This is a genomic window from Streptomyces anthophorae (assembly GCF_049310305.1).
GTDB lineage: Bacteria > Actinomycetota > Actinomycetes > Streptomycetales > Streptomycetaceae > Streptomyces.
Map to the genome: position 1 here is coordinate 1,177,047 of NZ_JBLWQQ010000001.1, position 16,585 is coordinate 1,193,631.

Here is a 16,585-nt window from a genome sequence, read left to right on the forward strand (position 1 = left end):
TGCGAGTGGACAGCGAAGACACGTACACAGAAGACGACAATGTGATCGTGCATTACGAGGGCGAGCCCTATACGGGCGAGGTCGTGTCGCACGACGAAGAGGGTCAGCTGATCCAGCTACAGACATATGTCGACGGTGTGTCGACCGGCCCGTACCGCCGGTGGTGGCCTGACGGGTCCTTGAGGTCGGAAGGAAAACTCAGCCTGGAGGCGCACGTTGGCGAGTGGCATTCATGGCACCGCAATGGCCAGTTGGCCAAACGCATCTTCTACACCGAACGCGGCGTGGACGTAAGCGGCCGCCAATGGGACAAGGAAGGCAACCTGGTCCAGGAGTACGGGACCTTCCCCGAGAACGCCGACAGCCCTGCACCCCTGGGACGTAAGTGACTCTCCGCCGACTCCAAGCCATCAACTGGGACGACTGGTCAGTGGCGTTCGACCACTCGCGGTCGCGCGCCCTGCTGATGCGCGAGTACCTGCGCCGGTCCGCCCAGTGGGCCCGGCACTACGGCGCCGAGGACGCCTGGCCGTTCTTCGACATCGCTGAACACGCCTACCCGACAGTGCAGTTGGCCCCGGGCGTCGCGAGCGAACTCGACGCGTTCCTGCGAGGCGGGATCGGGCCGAACTCGGTCGAGCGGACCGTGGCGGGCGCTGTCCGCTGGTCGGAGTTGCGTCGTCAGGGGCGTACTGATCTGCCCGAACTCCCGGAACCGTACGAACCCTTGCTGCTCATGTACGAGCGCGGGGGCGGCTTCCACGTCGATCAGGCCATCGACCTCAACGGCGTGAGCCTGCCACGCTGGGGCCTCGACACGGCCATCGACGCTCCGCCGTTCCTGACGATGGCCGCGGCCACACTCGACGCCCTGGATTCCGACGCGAAGGGAAAGGTCACGTACTTCGCGGTGGTCGACGACGGGTTCCCGAGGGAGCGGCCGATGGGGCTGATGCGCCGTCGGGCGGTCGGGCGGGAGCCCCTCACGCGCGACGAGGCCTTCGGCCGGAATATGTGCTGGGAAACCACCGACTACTTCCGCCTGCACGCGCTGGGACACAATGACACCGACCACGTGGAGATCTCGGAAATCGAAGCCGCGGCCTTCATCGACCGGGTGATTCAGCGGGGCAGGCCGCCCCGTTCCTCCTGAGACCAGGGAACCGACACCAACCAGGGAGAGGCGCGGTGCCCGAGCCGACCACCGACACCGCCGACGGGATCCCCGAAGGGGAGGTCCCCGGCCGCGTCGGCGCGTGGTGGCGTGAGGGCGGGCGTGACGGTCACCTCGCCTTCCTCGCCCTGGAGGACGACCACGACGCCTCGGCGGTCGTGCGTCAAACGCACGAGCAGGTCCCCGGCAGCGTCATCGTCGACGCCACCGGTCTCACCGCCGAGCAGGTTCTGCGGCAGGCCCTCACGGCGCTCGACGTCGAGCTGCCCGCCGACAGGCCGCACGCCTGGCGCTTCGGACTCGGCGCGTGGCCGCAGGAGCGGCTGCTGCTGGTCGTCAACACCCACCGGGCCGGCCCGACCCGCCGCTCGTACGAGGCCGAGCGTCTGGTGACCCGGACGCTCCCGCAGTTGGCACGCGGCAAGTTGACCGTGCTGATTCATACGGTTCCGGGACTGCTGCCCTCCGACGCCGTCCCCCGGACGGTGTTCCGGGTCTCGGCACCCGCCACCGGGCCGACGCCGACACCGGACTCGTCGGCCCTGCGGGCCCTGGCCCTGGCCGAGCCCCGTTTCGTACCTCTTCCTGTGTGGGCCCAACTGGTCACGGCGCTGACCGGTGAAACGGCGTCCGAGGACGAACTCGCCGCGCTTGTAAGGGAATCACCCGGAGTTCTCCGGACCGGACCGCTCGGGGTCTCCTTCGCCGACGAGGGCCTCGCCGAGAGGCTGCGCCGGGACACCGGAACCGAGGCCGATTCCGATGAACTCCGGCGTCTCCATGGGCACATGGTGGACTGGCTGACGCGTTCGGCTCCCGACTTCCGGCACCCCGAGGGCTGGGCCCGGCACGGCAGCGTCGGCCTGTACGCGGCCACGGGCCTCGCCATGCACGCCGTACAGGCGGGAACGTACGAGGACCTCCTCCAGGACGGGCGTGTCGTCGCCAACCTCCCGCAGACGGCCCTCATGGACGCGGCACGCAGCATCACCTTCTGCATCCCCGGGAACACGGCCGCCGCCGACGCCATCCACCTGTGGGGCTGGGGAATCGTCCCGCGGCAGCAGACGGAGTGGGCGTCGTGGATGCACCTGATGGCGCTCTCGCGCAACGACCGCGCCTTCGCGTCGGCGGTCTCCTCCTCCGGTGTCGCGCTGCCCTGGCGGGCCAAGTGGGCGAAGTGGCGGCCGCCGGGCGGTCTGCACGCGGACTTCCTCGAGGCGGGGCGATTGGCCGCGCTGGCGGAAGCGTGCTTCGAGGGGCGGCCCGCCGTCGCCGGTCTGCAACGGCGGACGGTGAACGAGGAGGAGTTGCTGTACGTCTCGATCTGGGACATGGAAACGGGCGAGCAACTCACGGAGCCTCTCGAGGACGACGACATCCTGGAGGAGTACGGCACGGAACTCACCTGGCCCCCGGCGCCCGGGCACACCCTCGCCGCGCCCGACAGTGTCTCCGAACTGTTCGCCGCGTCGCTCCCGCGACGGGACGACCACGCCTTCATGCTGCCCTGCGTACCGCTGCCAGTGGGTGAGGTCACTGTATTCGCGGGCGACTTGGGGCTGCTTGCCATCGAACCTTCGAACAGCGTGAGCCTCTCCGACTTCGGCGCCCGATCGCTCCCCCTCAGCGGTGACTACACGGACGCGGGCCCGTGCAGCCCGGTCGACGCGCCTGCCCCGAGCCACGAGGACCTCATCACCTTGTTCGGTGAGGACCTGATCCATCCCATCCAGCCCGAGGACCTTCCGGACCGGCTCACCGATCCCGCGACCCGCGAACTCCTCCTGGAATTCGGTCTGCCGTACATGAAGGAAGGGGCCATGGGGCTCTTCCCGTTCGGCAACTGGGAGATGGGCGTACTCGACGAACTGCCGTCATGGCCCGAGGGAATCGACCCCGTCACCGAAACCGGCCCCTTCTTCCAGATCGGCAAGTGGGTGGGCGGCAAACTCGTCGTCGACGGCCCCACAGGACACGTCCTGCGCGTCCCCACCGAGCCCGGCGAGGACCACCTCGGCGGCCTTCCCGTCACGGAAAGCCTCAAGGAATTCCTCACCCTGGTCGCGGTGTTCGTCACCGGCCGGCGCTCACGGGTCCTCGCACCCCCGACCAGCGCCGAACGACAGCAGGCCACCTATTGGGTGGTGGGCGCCCTGATCGAGACCAACGAAACAGGCGGAAAGCAGCCGGCCTGGTCGTACGTCCTCCACGGCACGTGACGCCGACCTGGGAATGCCGAGCGTGGAATTGCGAGGCCCACATGCCCATCGCGATAGTGGCTCTTCCTACTTCAGGTGGGGGCTGGTGAGTCCGCCTCCGATGAGCAGCATGCGTCGTCGGTAGTGATCGCGGTTGCGGAAGCCTCGTGCGATGCGGCGTTGGAGTTCGATGAGTCCGTTGATGGCCTCTGTGCGGGACTGTCTGCCTGGTAGGCGGCTCGCAGTTGCTGGGCGCAGAGCCACGCGACGAGAACCTCGTCGTGGCGTTCGTCAGCGGCGATCACGAGGTCGCGTCGCGTTCGTTGTCGGTCGGTGAGTTTCTCGACCCCGCAGCGCAAGATGGTGCGGATGCCGTAGAGCAGGTCGCGCCCTTCCTGCCCCGGTGGCCATGGATCTGTTGCTGGACGCGACGACGGACCTCGTCGACGGCCGCGGAACCGGAACCAAGCTTGAGGACGTGGAACGCATCCAGGACCGCAGTCGCATCCTCGAGCTTGTCATCGATGGCGTTCTTGTAGCCGCGGAACGAGTCCAAGGTCGCTTCCTTGATCCCATCACGGAAGCCCGGTCCGCGTTCTTCGAGCCAGTCGGCGTAGGCGTGCCCGGACCGGACCGCGACGAGGTCGAGCAGCCGGGCTCGTGTCCTTCCCTTCGCGTCGGTGGTCAGGTTGACCATCCCGGTCAGCGTCTTCGGCCCGCGACCCCCTTGGTCGATGGGTCGTTCGCTGGCATGGTGCCAGACATGCTCATCGACCCCGAGCCGGGTGACCCCGTCGAACCGCGTGTCGTCATCGGCCATCGCCTTGAGCAGGGGACGGATCGAGGTCCACGCCGTGGTGCGTCGATCAGGACCACCTCGCGTCGACCGTGGGAGTGAGCGATCGCGCCGCAGGTCCGGCAGCCCATCACCATCCGCGCCGACTCGACCCGAACAGTCAATCGGTCGCCATCACCCCGGTCGACGTCAATCACGTGGAGATCGTCGAGACCGACGAGCAGGTCGCAGTTCACGCAGTAGGTGTTGGCGTGATGGCAGCGCGCAGCGGCACGCACCACGGGCTCAGACAACGTCGAGGACTTCCCGAATGGCGCGTGTCCGATCTCGTCGGCGATGGGTCTAGTGACCAAAGGTGACCGGCTGGCCATGCCAGTCGGTCTTGCGGAGGAACTGTTCCCAGCTCAGCGTGTTGGGATCGATGCGCCGGCTCCACGTCGTGTCGCGGTCGTCTCGGAAGTATCCGAGTTCGACCGCGTACTGGACCATGCCGAGGGTCTCGTCGACCAGCAGAGGGTTCTCTCCCAGCGCGGGGAAGTAGGTCAGCAGGTCTTCGCGGGAGTAGGCGCTGCGGTATTCGGCTTTGAGTCCGGTGACGCGGGAGAACTCCTCGACCATCTCGGCCGGGGAGATGACGTCCCCCACGACCGGCAGACAGGCGCCGCGGTAGGTGTCGGGGTTGGAGAACACCTCGAGGGCGGCCGGCCCGGTCGCGGTGAGTGGGTCCACGAACGGGGCACGGAAGTCTTCGGGGAGGTAGAAGGGCATGAGCACCGTGTCACCATCGATGCGCGGGGGGTAGTACTCCAGCGCGTTGGTGTAGAAGAACGAGAGCATGATGAAGGTGTGCGCGATCGGCAGAGTCCGGATGTACTCCGCGATGAGCGCCTTGTCGGTGAAGTGCGGGGCGTACTTGGCGCCCGAGGACCGCTCTTCGACGTTCTCGAGAGCACTGAAGACGACGTGGCTCACTCCGGCCTCAACCGCCGCATCGGCAAGTTGGCGCCCGAGAAGGAACTCCTCGGTGGAGGGCGGCGCGATGGGCGGGGTCATCAGGAAGGCCCCCTCGGCCGATCCGAACGCGTCGACGAGCTCGCGCTGGTGACCCAGCGCGAGAGGAACCTCGGCGATCTCAGCTCCCAGTCCTGCCAGGCTCCGGGCCTGGGCAGAGCCGGCGTCTCGGGTCAGGGCTCGCACTCGGAATTTGCCACTAGCAAGCAAGGAGGTGGCGACGCTCCTTCCCTGCTTGCTAGTGGCACCCGCGACGACGATCAACGGCTTGCTGTTCTCAGACATCGTGTACTTCCTCTTGTGTATCCCGGTGTTCGCAGCGGACGGCAGTTGCGCGGCAGATACCGGAGGAGCGTGAACACAACGACCATATCGCGATATCGCGATGTGTCAATGTGTGGCTGGGGGTGAACTCGGTTCGTCACATCGAGATACGATGGTGTGTGACAGGCAAGGAGGCGACCGTGGCGACGTCACAGGCAACGAACTCAGGAGACGACGCGGAGAACGAGCCCCCTCTGGCTGCGGTCGAGGCCTTGAAGGCGCTGGCGAACCCTGCACGGCTGCAAATCATGGACTGGCTGCGGGACCCTCACCGCGAGTTCGCTCAGTGGGAGCCCATCGCCGACCGGGACGAGGTCGGAGTCTGCGTCAGCCATCTGCAGGCCAAGTCGGGGCTGGCGCAATCGACAGTCTCCTCGTACATGGCAACCCTCGAGCGGGCAGGCCTGGTACAGGCCACACGGGTCGGCAAGTGGATCCACTACAAACGCAACGAGGGCACGCTGTCGCGACTCGCGGAGATGCTCCGCGGCACATAGCGACGATCACGAAAGGGCGCCACGAGGCGACCAACGGCGCACGGCACACCAGACTCCTCGCGACATCGCGAGCGTGACTGAGGCAGGAACGGCAGGAACCAATCCCTGCCTCCGCGATCCTCGAAGCCTCGCTTTCCACGCTAAAGGGTCTTGCACATGGCTGTGAACTGGGCATCTCCGGTGTATGGCTGGGGTGTTGAGGTGCGAACGGGTGTGGGTGGAGACATTCCCGGGGCTGCGGTGGGAGCAGTTCGGGCGGCTACTCAAAGCGGTGCGGGAGCGGGGCGGCAACGGCACGCTGCGGGGCCGGCCGTGGTGTCTGCCGCTGGCCGAGCGAGTGCTGATCGCGGCCGTGTACTACCGCACGAACCTGACCATGCGGCAGCTCGGGCCGCTGTTCGACGTCTCGTCCTCGACGGTGTGCCGGGTGATCCAGCGGCTGGGCCCGCTGCTCGAGCTGGAGCCGGTGGCCCGCCCGGCCGATGCCGCCGACCGGTTGTGGACGAGACGGGAAGCGAGCAGCCCGCCTGGGCGTACATGCTGCACAACATGTGACGCCAACTCATCGCCCGACTCCCGATCAGAACCACCCGTCCGCCGATCGGAACAACCCGACCCCACTCAGAACAATCCGACCCCGCTCAGAACAACCCGTCCCACATCTGCTCGACGATCACCGACCACCAGTTCCGCGAGTCGTCCAGGGCCGACTCGTCGATGGCGACGAGTTGCTCCTGGAAGTCGGCGACGGCGCTGCCGGCCATCACAGGGTCGAGCGCGGTCATCTCCTCGCGCGTGGTGTGCAGCAGCGCGAGGGAGCGGGCGAAGGCGGACACCGAGGCGTTGACGCGGCGGCCCGCGCCGTCGTCCGGGGTGACGGCCCAGACCTGGCCGACCGGCTCGCCCTCCAGGTCGGAGTCCGTGCACTGGACGGTGATCAGGGCGACGCCGTCGGTGCCGATCCGGACGTGGCCCTCCAGGAACGCGAGGGCGTCGGCGCCCGCCCGGGTACCGGCCTCGCGCAGGTGCGCGGCCGCGTTGCCGAACAGGCCGCCCGGAAGACCCGCCTGCGGGCCGTCGGCCGTGAAGAAGAACGGGACGTCGGCCGGGAGACCGGCCCACGTCAGCGTCGACTTGGCGGCCTCCGGGAGCGGTGTGCCCGCCACGTCGTCGGCGTCGTAGCGGCGTACGGCGTCGGCACCGAAGGCCTCCGTCAGCTCGCGGCCCAGGGCGACGTCGCGGAGCGGCTCGGCCGGCTCGACGCCGGTCGGCACCGGCGCGCGGTGCGGGCGGGGCGGCGGCTGCTGTCCCGCGATCCGGTGCGTCTGCTCGACGTACTCGACCAGCCCGGCGACCGCCTCGGCGCGCTCCTCGGCACGCAGGCCGTACTCCTGTACGCAGGTGAACTTGGCGTTGGGGAAACGGCGTCCGAGCAGCAGGCCCGGGTAGCCGCCGGGGAGCAGGCTGGGGCTGAGGTCGGTGTGGATCGCGACGACGTTCTCGGCGGGGACGCCGAGGCGGTCGAGGTCCGCCATGGCCTGGTACTCGGAGTGCGGCTCGCCGGGGGCGGAGTTCCGGGCGAGGCTGGTCTCCTCGCCGGTGGCCGGGTCGACGTACGTGAAGACCGCGGTGTTGCCGGGGCCGGTGACCGGCGGCTGCGCGGGCGGCTTCGGTGTCTCTTGGCCCCCGCCGTGCTTCTGCTGGTACATCCGCACGACTTCCTCGACCGGCACGGACGGCCAGGTGCTCAGCTCGCCGGTGCGGCGGTCGACCACACCGCAGGAGTGGCCGAACGTGGCCGGCGGCCGCCGCTTGCCCGTGACCGGGTCACGCTCCAGCGGCGGGGCCGCGGCCCACACCACCCAGCCCAGGTCGAACTCCTGGATGCGCACCTCACGGCGCTGCTGTCCCTCGGGGTTGAGCCATCCCTCGGCGGTCGCGAGCGCCTGCTCCTGGCTGATCACGGAGTTCCCTTCGGGGGTTCGAGACTTCGGATGGGTGGGGGGGGCGGCGGCGCTGCGCCGAGTGGCTGACTGTCAGGCGGCCGGGCGGGCGTCGGCCCCTGGCCCAGGGTCCGCTTCGGGGCGCGTCGGGCGGATCCGGAGCGCCTTCACACCGCGTTCCGTGGCGACAAGGAGGATGCCCTCGGCGGCGAGGTCGGTTCCTGTGAAGGGCGTGGCGGAGACCAGGGCCGTGACGAGCTTCTCGTCGCCCTTCTGCGCGCCGCGACGCCAGATGCGCACGTAGTCGGTGCCGCGGCTGAACCCCAGCGGCGCCGCGGCGCGCTCGTCGTCCGAGGGGCGCTGGATCCGGGCCGGGTCGGCGTCTTCGACGACGGAGCCGGTGGTGAGGTTCTGCACGAGCACGGCGGGCGAATCGGGGTCGTCGGCCCTCAACGGGCGTGATCCCGGCGTGCCTTGAGGCACCACGCTCACGGCGACCGACATCGGGGCCTCGTCGACGCCGTCCGCCCCAGCCGCGGGCAGCTTGCCGACGGTCACGCCGTCGACCCCCGCGACCGGCACGTTCCACAAGGTGTGCCACGGGAGTTCCGGCAGTGCCTGGCGCAGCACCGCCGCGTACTCCGGCAGCCCGTCCTCGACGAACGCGGTCTCCAGGAACGCCGCTCGCAGCATCGCGGGCGCCTGGGTGCGGGTGAGCAGCGGGGCGGTGCGCAGATACGTGCGTCCCGGCGCCGCCAACTCCTCGTAGGGCAGGGCCTCCACCGCGGCGCGCAGCAGCACCGGGTCGGCCTGTGCGAACAGGTTGGGGTCGGTGAGGAGGCGGGGCAGCAGCCCGGCCTCAAGGGTGTGTCCGGCGATGCGGTCGCGCACGTACTCACCCGCCCTCGACCAGTCCTGGTCGGGCACGGCCTCCAGCAGCTCCATGGCGATACGTGCCTGCGCCCCGGGCACGTCCGCGATGCCCGCCCGGACGGCGTCGCCTATGCCCGGGTGTTGCAGTCCTACGAGGGTCCGCTCGCCCTCGGGCGTGTCCTCGCCATCCCGCTCGACGGGGCGGATGAAGGGGGCGGCGAGGCGCATGCCCCGCGCCATGTCCTCGCGCATGTCCCGTTCGGCGACGGCGGAGGCGAGCGGGGTCAGCAGGTGCACGGGCAGTCCTTCGCCCTCGGCGAGGGCGAGGGGCGCGAGGATCTGCCGCAGGGTGCGGGGGTGCGCGCCGAGCCGCTGGGCGTGCAGGTCGAGCGCTTCGCCTATGGTGCCGGGCAGTTGACCCGCGTCCGCGCCGCCCGCCGGGTCGAACCCCTCCGGGTGCGTCAGGATCGACTGCACGGCGAGGTGCGCGGTGAGGCGGCTGCCCGCGCCGTCGCCCGCGTGCCGGGCAATCGATTCGGCGAGGGCGCGCCGAGCGGCGGGCTCGGTCGTGAACGGCAGTTCAGGAGCCCCGAATTGAGGGTTGAGAAGGGCCTCGGCCTGAAGCACGAGCCCTTCGGGGTCGGCCCACTCGGGGGCGTCGAGGTCGATGATCCGGGCGGCACCGGGCGGCAGCCCCTCGGCGAGTTCGGTGGCGAACTCCCGTGGCACGTCGACGAGGAGGCGTACGGACTCGACGGCGGCGAGGGGCTTGAGCACGTCCCGCACCAGGCGCGCGGGCTCCCCGGCTCCGCGCACCGGTCCGGCCCGGTCGACATCCGGCACCACGATCGTCACCGGATGCCCGGACGCGGCGAGTTGGCCGAGTTCGGGGCAGATGTCGGCCGCGCGGGTCGCGGACAGCCCGTAGTGGTCGGCGAGCAGCCACAGGGTCTGTGCCGCCGTCAGCCCCGCGACGCCGGGGACCGCGGGTGCGGGGAGGTCCGGCGGCACGGTCGCCGGATCGAACGCGTCGAGGTCGAGTCCCTTGCGGTACTCCGGGTCGCAGAGCATCAGGAACCCGGTGAGCAGCCGCGAACACCCGGTGCCCGGGCTGCCCGTCAGGATGACGACCCTGGGCGCACCCGGCCACTCCATCCGCCACGCGGCGAGCACGCGCAGCGCGGCGTTGCGTCCCCCGATGTACGGGTGGGGCTCATAGCTGACACGGGCCTGCTCTGGGGCCTGGGTCGGGCTGCTCATCGTTCCCCCGTGGTCCTCTCCGTCCGGCACCGTCACGTCGTGTTCGACCGTGCGGCGTTCATCCTATGAGGGCCGCACGGACCGAACCACGCCCCGCCCGTCGCTTGTTACCCAGGTGTGGCGTACACCTGCCGCCCGGAACCGGGTCGTTACGGGCCCGTGTCCGCGGACCGTGCTCGATCATGGGTCGATGACTGCCTTCTACCACGTGTGTTTCGCCGTCCCGGACATCGAGCGGGCGATGCGGGACTTTCGGCGCTCGGCCGGTGTCGAGTGGGGCGAGCCCGCGTCCGACCGGCTCGGCGAGTGGGACTACCGGATCGTGTTCACCACGGGCGGGCCGCCGTTCATCGAGCTCATCGAAGGACCGCCCGGCAGCCCCTGGGACGCGTCCGGGGGCGCCAGGTTCGATCACCTCGGCTTCTGGACCAGCGATGTACGGGCGGGTTCGCGGCGGCTGGAGGCGGAGGGCCTTCCGGTGGACTTCTCCGGCTGCCCCTACGGACGGCCCTTCGCCTACCACCAGGTGGACAGCATCGGTGCACGGATCGAACTCGTCGACGTGGCCCGGCAGGCCTCCTTCCTCGGCCGCTGGCATGCGGGCGGGGAGCCGATGCCCGCCATCGACGAGGACACCCGGGGCTGAGCCCCGACAGGCGTCAGCCTTCCGGGTCGGGGCCGAAGAGCGAGGCGAGGGCGCGGTCGACGACGGCCTCCACGTCCTCCTTGCCCGCCGGCACGAGCGCGTACGTGCCCAGCAGGAAGCGGCGCAGGGCCGAGGTGTCGAACTGGACCACGGCCATCCCCTGCGGCGCGTGCAGCTCGACGACGGTGCGGGCGCGGCCGCACGGCCACACATGGACGTCGCCGGTCCCGGTCGGCAGGCGCAGGCCGTCGTCGAGGAGGGTGCGGGCGAAGGCCCATGTCACCTCGATCCCGTCGAGCGTGGCCTCGGCCGGGAACACCAGCTGGAGGGCGAGGGGGTCGGCGGACTTGTAGCGGAGGGTGACGGTGACACTGCGCTCGGGGCCCTGACCCTCGGCGACGACGAGGCGGGCGCGGGCGGACTGTTCGAGCGTGACGGGCAGCGTGGTCGGCATGGCAGGCCCCTTTCGATGCTGCGTGTTCCAGGTGCCCGTTCGACGCAGCGGCGGGGTGCGGCATTACGGCGTTTTCCAAAAAGCCTGTTGTGACCTGTGCCACTCACCCCTCCCATAATCCGACATTTGTGGCTTACGGTTTCAAACTCCTCCTCATTCTCCTCACCCTCCTCATCCTCCTCGCCCGATCCGCAGTCGGGCGGAGCGATGAATGAGCACGAATGAGCACCGCCGACGTCGGACGGAACGGAAGACTCCTGCCATGACCGACGGCCCCGCCGCCGCGCCGATACCCCCCGCCGCCACGGAGGGCGGCCTCAGCCCCGCCGCGTACGCGCGGATCTACGAGGCGGAGCAGCCGCACCTCGTCGCGTACGCCCGCTCACTGACCGGCAACGCCTGGCTCGCCGACGATCTCGTCGCCGAGGCGCATTTCCGGGTCTGGCGGCGCCTCGCGGCCGGGCACGACATCGACAACGTGGCCGCGTACCTGACGACGACCGTGCGGAACCTGGCCGCCTCGGCCGGGCGCGGGGCGGCGCGCGAGACACCCCTCGATCCGCACGCGGGACTCGAACCGATGCAGGTGTCGAGCGATGCGTACGGCTCCGGGACCTACGGCGACCAGGACCCGGCCGCCCGCGCCTCCTCCGTGGACCTGCTCTCCCAGGTCCTCGGGCAGCTGCCGAAACGGTGGGTGAAGGCCCTGTGGCTCTCCGAGGCCGAGGGGCAGCCGCTGGAGGCGGTGGGCCGCGGCATCGGCGCGGGCAGCGGGGCCACGGCCGTGCTGCTGCACCGCGCGCGGGAGGGCATGCGGCAGGCGTTCCTGCGGGCGCACCCGGGGACCCCGGACGATCCGGCGTGCGAGAGCCACTGGGACCGGATGCCCGCGCATGTGCGCGGCAACGCGTCCGCGCGCCAGTCGGAGAAGCTCCTCGCGCACGTCGACGACTGCGACGACTGCCGGGCGCGACTCGCGTTCCTGCTGCGTGCCAACGACCGGCTGCCGGCCCTGGTGGGTCCGGCGCTGCTCATCTTCGTGCTCGGCGGGGCCGGGAAGTTCCTGGTTCCGGTCATGGCCGGGGCCGGGGCCACCGGCGCCGCAGCGGGCGGACACGGCACCGGTTCCGGGCTGCTGCACGGCGTACGACATGCGCTGACCGGCGGGGCGAAGGCGCAGGGGGCCGTGGCCGGGGTGCTCGGTGTGTCGGTGGCGGGGGCCGCCGTCGCGGCGGGGCTCATGCTCACGGGGAACGATGACACGGTGCCGCCGCAGCGGTCGGCGGCGGTGCAGAGCGAGACACCCGGCGGGCGGGACGACGCCCCGTCGTTCTCGTCCCCGTCCCAACCCTCGTCCTCGCGCCCGTCGACTTCCGCTTCGCGTGAGCCTGCTGCTCCGCAGGACCGGTCTCGGCGCACGGCCGAGCCCGGCCCTGAGGCGGCACCGGGGGGCTCTGGGAACGCGGGGGAGCCCGCCGCACCCGAGGCACCGGCCGAGCCGCAGGACACCGAGACCGCCGCCCCGAGCGACCCGGCCACGCCGACCACTCCCCCGGCTCCGCCCGCCACCGAGCGGGCCGCGCCGGAGGAGCAGCGACCCGAGACGCCGACGCCCACCCCGCCGCCGTCCACGGATGCACCGACTCCGACCCCGACTCCGACTCCGCCAACCGAGCCCACCACACCGACGAGTCCCGCACCCACTGCACCTGAGCCAACAAAACCTTCCGAGCCCACGACACCCCCGGAGCCCTCCACTCCCACTCCCCCGGAGCCCAGCGCGCCCTCGCCCACCTGCACCCGCTGGCTCGGCCCGATCTACCTCTGCCACACCGGCTGACGTCGGGGTCAGCCGAGCAGCCCGGCCTCCTGAGCGAGCACCGCGGCCTGGACCCGGTTCGTGCAGTCGGTGCGGGTGAGGATGCTGCTGATGTGGGCCTTCACCGTGCCGGAGCTCAGGTGGAGTTGGGCAGCGATCTCAGCGTTGGAGAGGCCGGTGCCGAGCAGCCGCAGGATGTCGCGTTCAGCGGGTGTCAGAGGTGCGATCCGGCTTGTCGCGGCGTCGCTCGTGTGACCCATGCGGGTCCGGAACTCGACGAGTTGACGGGTGACCTGCGGGGCGAGGACGGGATCGCCTGCGGCCGCCCGGCGTACGGCGTCGATGAGTTCGCGGGGGCCGGTGTCCTTGAGGAGGTAGCCGTGGGCTCCGGCACGCAGGGCACTGGTGACGGTGGATTCCTCGCCGAAGGCCGTCAGCATCACCGCACGGGTGCGGGGCGCGTGGCGGACGATCCCGGCGACCGCGGTGATGCCGTCCCCGGGCATGCGGATGTCGAGAAGGGCGACGTCGACGGCGTGTACGCGGCAGGCCTCGACGGCCTCGCGGGCGTCCTGTGCCTCCGCCACGATGCGGATCTCGTCGTCGTGCTCCAGGACCAGCCGGATACCGGTGCGCATCAGCGCCTCGTCGTCGGCGATCAGGACTCGGATCATCGGCTCAGTCTAGAACGGCCATGATCAACAGGGCGATGGTGCCGCCGATCGTCGGCAGCAGCACGAGCAGCGCCGCGCAGCCGCCGCCCAGGATGCGGGGCCATGTGAGCACTTCCGTGGAGAGCGGGGGCCGGGAGCCCGCCCCGTCGGACAGCGGCTTCGACGAAAGGGCGTACGCGGACCGCACGTCCGGCCGGGCGGGTATCCGGGCGGAGAGCACGAAGCCGCCCTCCAGGCGCGGACCGGCATGCAGGGCGCCCCCGAGCAGGCCGATCCTTTCGTGGAGGCCGACCAGTCCGCTGCGGTTGCCCGCGCCGGGTGAACAGGGCCTGGGTGGGGCGTCGTTGACGACTGCGATCACCACCGAGTCGCCCTCACCCTGGAAGGTCACACGGACGCGCGCGCCGGGCGCATGCTTCAGCGCGTTGGCGAGTCCTTCGCGGGTGACGCGGTGGACGGCCTGCCGGGTGCGGGCGTCCGCGTCCTTCAACTCCATGCCGTTCCAGTGCAGTTCGACGTCGACGCCCGCGTTCCTGGAGTCCGCGACGAGGGCGGAGAGGGACTCGCGGGTCCCTCGTTCGCCGATGTCCTCGCCGGACTGGTGGCGCAGGACGCCGAGGATGCCGCGCAGTTCGTCCATGGCGGTTCCGGCGGTGGTGTGCAGCAGCTCGGCCTGCGGGGCGAGCGGGGGTGCCTGCTTCTCGGCGGCCAGCTGGAGGGCTCCCGCGTGCACGGAGATGAGTCCGATGCGGTGGCCGAGCAGATCGTGCATCTCGGCGGCGATGCGCGTGCGTTCCTCCATGCGGGCCGCCTCGTCGGTGAGGAAGCGGGCCTGTTCGAGGTAGGCGTTGCGTTCCCGCAGCAGACCCAGCAGCGGGCGGCGGTGGCCAAGGACCCTGCCGGACAGCGCGGGCAGCAGGACGAACAGTGCGGCGAGGCCCGCGCCCGTGACCAGGTAGGGCAACGTCGGCAACTCGCTCCGCGCCTGCCCGACGACCGCGAGGAGCACGGCGCCCACGGCGGTCGCCCCGACCGCCGCCCAGGCGCGCCGCACGGAGGAAATGCGGCGTACGGCGGACCACACCACGCATGGCACCACCACCGTCGCCCACACGTTCTCCCCGGCGAGCACCGGCATGCAGCCCAGCACCACGAGCGTCGGGTACCTGCGCCGCGCGGGCACCAGCAGCGCGGCCCACACACCAACGAGGGCCACAGGGACGGGGTGAGCGGGCGGGATCAGCGGTACCGGCACGAGCGAGCACACCAGGACCAGGCCGGCGAGTAGGGACTCGATCACGACCGTGCGCCGGGGCGCGGCTCGCACCGCGTCGCGGATCGCGGCGGCCTCGCGGCGTATCCGCGCCCACGACGGTCGTGTTACCGGGCCCATGGCTTCCTCCGTACGAATCCGCATGAGCCCCTGTGAACCCGTGCGGATCTGCGCGCATCTGTGCGGATTCCGTTCTCAACGGCTGATCGTTTCACAGGTGTTGGCGTCCACCGCGGCCTCAGGCGGGCCGTGCCGCTCCGCCGGGCACCTGGAGGTCCGGCTCCGCCCGCAGCCCGTCGACGTCCACACCGCCCTCGGTCAGCACGCGCTCGATCTCCGCCGCGGACTCCGGGTCCGTCCCGGCCTCGTCGAGCAGCGCGGCCAGGAGGTGTGTCGTGCCGACGGTGGGTGAACCGTGGTGGGAGGCGGTGAACTGGGCGACGTGCAGGAGCCTCCGCTCGAAGTCGGCGGGGCCGCTCACCTCCGCGGGCTCGCCCTCCTCCACCCCGTTCGTGGGCAGCAGCACGCGGGCGAGGGTGTCCTGTCGGGCACCGTGTCGGCGCAGGAGTTCCGCCCCTCGGTTCGCCGCCCGCAACTTCTCGGGCAGCTCACGCCCCGCCACGCGCAACGAGCGGTCCAGCGCGAGGACGCCCAGTAGTGTGTCGACGGCCCGGGTGTGCGGCCCGCCGCGCCGCACCGCCACCCGCGACGCCTCCGAACGGACCGCGCCCACGACCGCCGAGCCGAACCCGGCGCCACCGCCGAAGACCCAGGCGGCGAACTTCCGGGCCAGCGGATTGCCGCTCTTCCCGAACGTCCCCGACGTGCGCAGGATGAACACCGAGGTGGGCTCCGGCACTTCGTCGCTCCCCCGCAACGCCTCGAGCGCGGTCGCGGCAGCCGGAACGTCCAGCTTCTCGACGACCATGGCCTCACGGGCCCGCGTCTCGGGCAACTCGACCAGGGCGTACGCCACATGACGTACGCGCACCGAAACGGCACCCTCCTCCCGTGCGGCCTCCAGCGCCTTGCGCAGACAGGACCGCAACGCGCCGGTCATGGGCGGAAGTTGGCTCCTCCCCGGGTCCTGTCCCTTCTTCTCCTTCTTCCGGTTCTCCGTCCGTCGCCGCTTGGCCTCCTCGTGCCCGACCTCCCGCCATACGGCGTCGATCTCCTGCTCGTCGTCCGGCGCTTCCGCCACGCCGTCCCCCGCGTCCGCGCTCACCCACACGGACGTCCCGCGGCAACCGATCGAGCCGCCGAGCGAACCGGAGGCCCGCATCCCGGGGGCGATCGCGGAGCCGGCGGCCGAGTCGCCGGACACGAGCGCGTACAGGACGCTCTCCGTCCCGAGGTCCTCCCGTTCCTGCTTGGCCACCGCCCGCAACGCCTCCAGCAGCAGCTTGACGACGTCCTTCTCGAACTCGGTGGCCAGGCCGGTGTCGTGGGCGGACGTTCGCTGGTCCATGGTGGCTTCCCCTCCGTGGCGTTACTGGTGGCGATGGCGGTGTCCGTGGTGTCACCTGCCGAGAAGGACGCTAGCCCGGGGGTCCCCGGCGCCGCGTCGGCCGACCGGCCAGGCTTCCGGTCCGATCGGCCGAGATGTCCGAGGCCCCCATCGGCCATCGGTCCGGGGCGGC

The 16,585-nt window shown here is 70.9% G+C and carries 15 protein-coding genes and 1 pseudogene; 7 read left to right on the forward strand and 9 right to left on the reverse strand.

Annotated elements, in window-relative coordinates:
- Positions 1-5 precede the first annotated feature (5 nt).
- From ACNYS0_RS05185 to ACNYS0_RS05195, 3 genes are read left to right on the forward strand one after another with little or no spacing between them, the layout of a single operon-like run.
- On the forward strand, positions 6-389 hold the full coding sequence (locus ACNYS0_RS05185) for a toxin-antitoxin system YwqK family antitoxin (protein ID WP_422471463.1): 384 nt from the start codon (positions 6-8) through the stop codon (positions 387-389).
- Complete coding sequence (locus ACNYS0_RS05190; RefSeq protein WP_422471464.1) at positions 386-1,153, forward strand: hypothetical protein; 768 nt, start codon at positions 386-388, stop codon at positions 1,151-1,153. Before ACNYS0_RS05185 ends, ACNYS0_RS05190 begins: the two co-directional genes overlap by 4 nt.
- Positions 1,154-1,188: 35 nt before the next feature.
- Positions 1,189-3,396, forward strand: coding sequence for an SUKH-4 family immunity protein (locus ACNYS0_RS05195; RefSeq protein WP_422471465.1), 2,208 nt, complete (start codon positions 1,189-1,191; stop codon positions 3,394-3,396).
- A 66-nt stretch (positions 3,397-3,462) separates the two neighbouring features.
- Here ACNYS0_RS05195 and ACNYS0_RS05200 read toward each other — a convergent pair whose 3' ends face one another.
- From ACNYS0_RS05200 to ACNYS0_RS05210, 3 genes are all read right to left on the reverse strand, one after another.
- The gene (locus tag ACNYS0_RS05200) at positions 3,463-3,639 is read right to left on the reverse strand and encodes a transposase (protein WP_422471466.1); all 177 of its coding nucleotides are present in this window, start codon (positions 3,637-3,639) and stop codon (positions 3,463-3,465) included.
- Positions 3,640-3,676: 37 nt separating this feature from the next.
- The gene (locus ACNYS0_RS05205; RefSeq protein ID WP_422471467.1) at positions 3,677-4,195 is read right to left on the reverse strand and encodes a transposase; all 519 of its coding nucleotides are present in this window, start codon (positions 4,193-4,195) and stop codon (positions 3,677-3,679) included.
- A 318-nt stretch (positions 4,196-4,513) separates the two neighbouring features.
- Positions 4,514-5,467 (reverse strand): NmrA/HSCARG family protein, encoded by a 954-nt coding sequence (locus tag ACNYS0_RS05210; RefSeq protein WP_422471468.1) that lies wholly within the window; start codon positions 5,465-5,467, stop codon positions 4,514-4,516.
- 287 nt (positions 5,468-5,754) lie between these two features.
- Between ACNYS0_RS05210 and ACNYS0_RS05215 the strand changes: the two genes are divergently transcribed.
- Together ACNYS0_RS05215 and ACNYS0_RS05220 are read left to right on the forward strand one after the other, a co-directional pair.
- Positions 5,755-6,003 (forward strand): ArsR/SmtB family transcription factor, encoded by a 249-nt coding sequence (locus ACNYS0_RS05215; RefSeq protein WP_347583660.1) that lies wholly within the window; start codon positions 5,755-5,757, stop codon positions 6,001-6,003.
- 184 nt (positions 6,004-6,187) lie between these two features.
- A pseudogene (locus ACNYS0_RS05220) lies at positions 6,188-6,505 on the forward strand (helix-turn-helix domain-containing protein); the annotation flags it as partial.
- A gap of 139 nt (positions 6,506-6,644) precedes the next feature.
- Here ACNYS0_RS05220 and ACNYS0_RS05225 read toward each other — a convergent pair.
- Positions 6,645-7,967 (reverse strand): SUKH-4 family immunity protein, encoded by a 1,323-nt coding sequence (locus tag ACNYS0_RS05225; protein ID WP_422471469.1) that lies wholly within the window; start codon positions 7,965-7,967, stop codon positions 6,645-6,647.
- Positions 7,968-8,039: 72 nt separating this feature from the next.
- Positions 8,040-10,079, reverse strand: coding sequence for an ATP-binding protein (locus ACNYS0_RS05230; protein ID WP_422471470.1), 2,040 nt, complete (start codon positions 10,077-10,079; stop codon positions 8,040-8,042).
- A 190-nt stretch (positions 10,080-10,269) separates the two neighbouring features.
- Between ACNYS0_RS05230 and ACNYS0_RS05235 the strand changes: the two genes are divergently transcribed.
- The gene (locus tag ACNYS0_RS05235; RefSeq protein ID WP_422471471.1) at positions 10,270-10,725 is read left to right on the forward strand and encodes a VOC family protein; all 456 of its coding nucleotides are present in this window, start codon (positions 10,270-10,272) and stop codon (positions 10,723-10,725) included.
- 13 nt (positions 10,726-10,738) lie between these two features.
- On the opposite strand, the gene ACNYS0_RS05240 is transcribed toward ACNYS0_RS05235, so the two are convergent.
- Positions 10,739-11,179, reverse strand: a complete 441-nt coding sequence (locus ACNYS0_RS05240; RefSeq protein WP_422471472.1) for an SsgA family sporulation/cell division regulator — start codon at positions 11,177-11,179, stop codon at positions 10,739-10,741.
- Between the two features lie 262 nt (positions 11,180-11,441).
- On the opposite strand from ACNYS0_RS05240, the gene ACNYS0_RS05245 reads away from it, so the two are divergent.
- Positions 11,442-13,019 (forward strand): sigma factor, encoded by a 1,578-nt coding sequence (locus tag ACNYS0_RS05245; RefSeq protein ID WP_422471473.1) that lies wholly within the window; start codon positions 11,442-11,444, stop codon positions 13,017-13,019.
- A gap of 8 nt (positions 13,020-13,027) precedes the next feature.
- Here ACNYS0_RS05245 and ACNYS0_RS05250 read toward each other — a convergent pair whose 3' ends face one another.
- From ACNYS0_RS05250 to ACNYS0_RS05260, 3 genes are all read right to left on the reverse strand, one after another.
- Complete coding sequence (locus ACNYS0_RS05250) at positions 13,028-13,672, reverse strand: response regulator (RefSeq protein ID WP_422471474.1); 645 nt, start codon at positions 13,670-13,672, stop codon at positions 13,028-13,030.
- A 4-nt stretch (positions 13,673-13,676) separates the two neighbouring features.
- On the reverse strand, positions 13,677-15,065 hold the full coding sequence (locus tag ACNYS0_RS05255) for a sensor histidine kinase (protein WP_422471475.1): 1,389 nt from the start codon (positions 15,063-15,065) through the stop codon (positions 13,677-13,679).
- Positions 15,066-15,183: 118 nt separating this feature from the next.
- Positions 15,184-16,413: a hypothetical protein gene (locus ACNYS0_RS05260; RefSeq protein WP_422471476.1), complete on the reverse strand. Its 1,230-nt coding sequence runs from the start codon at positions 16,411-16,413 to the stop codon at positions 15,184-15,186.
- Positions 16,414-16,585 lie beyond the last annotated feature (172 nt).

Coding starts and splice junctions, on each gene's coding strand:
- ACNYS0_RS05205 (WP_422471467.1), bottom strand. CDS start 4,195: ATGGCCGATGACGACACGCGGTTCGACGGGGTCACCCGGCTCGGGGTC.
- ACNYS0_RS05210 (WP_422471468.1), bottom strand. CDS start 5,467: ATGTCTGAGAACAGCAAGCCGTTGATCGTCGTCGCGGGTGCCACTAGC.
- ACNYS0_RS05215 (WP_347583660.1), top strand. CDS start 5,755: ATGGACTGGCTGCGGGACCCTCACCGCGAGTTCGCTCAGTGGGAGCCC.
- ACNYS0_RS05230 (WP_422471470.1), bottom strand. CDS start 10,079: ATGAGCAGCCCGACCCAGGCCCCAGAGCAGGCCCGTGTCAGCTATGAG.
- ACNYS0_RS05235 (WP_422471471.1), top strand. CDS start 10,270: ATGACTGCCTTCTACCACGTGTGTTTCGCCGTCCCGGACATCGAGCGG.
- ACNYS0_RS05240 (WP_422471472.1), bottom strand. CDS start 11,179: ATGCCGACCACGCTGCCCGTCACGCTCGAACAGTCCGCCCGCGCCCGC.
- ACNYS0_RS05245 (WP_422471473.1), top strand. CDS start 11,442: ATGACCGACGGCCCCGCCGCCGCGCCGATACCCCCCGCCGCCACGGAG.
- ACNYS0_RS05250 (WP_422471474.1), bottom strand. CDS start 13,672: ATGATCCGAGTCCTGATCGCCGACGACGAGGCGCTGATGCGCACCGGT.
- ACNYS0_RS05255 (WP_422471475.1), bottom strand. CDS start 15,065: ATGGGCCCGGTAACACGACCGTCGTGGGCGCGGATACGCCGCGAGGCC.
- ACNYS0_RS05260 (WP_422471476.1), bottom strand. CDS start 16,413: ATGGACCAGCGAACGTCCGCCCACGACACCGGCCTGGCCACCGAGTTC.